Annotated in this window: 1 protein-coding gene; it reads left to right on the top strand. The window is 71.2% G+C overall.

Annotated elements, in window-relative coordinates; translation table 11 throughout:
- Window positions 1–274 (top strand): hypothetical protein (locus B4920_RS26255; RefSeq protein WP_216820052.1); only part of this gene is annotated, 274 nt, incomplete at both ends.

The raw sequence follows: 274 nt of genomic DNA, 5'->3' as shown, positions 1-274 counted from the left end.
TCCACGGCAAGGGCGGGCTGGTGCGCGAGGTGCTGCTACCCCACGCCCTGGCCGAGCGGCTGGAAGCCGTGCGCCTCGATGCCCCCCTGGCGATCACCGATCGCGGGATCCACTACCAGTCCCACTACGACATCGGCGGCGGCCAACGCTGGAGCAACAGCGGCTCCGCCGCCAGCGAGCGGGCGCTGGGCTGGTCTACCGGTGCCCACGGCCTGCGCCATAGCTACGCCCAGGAACGGATGGCCGAGCTGCAGGCCAGCTTGAGCAGAGATGC

It is taken from the genome of Zoogloea sp. LCSB751 (assembly GCF_002028455.1).
In the GTDB taxonomy this organism is placed as follows: Bacteria; Pseudomonadota; Gammaproteobacteria; order Burkholderiales; family Rhodocyclaceae; genus Zoogloea.
Note: the sequence above shows the minus strand (reverse complement) of the source record. Positions and strands in the feature narration are given on the sequence as shown.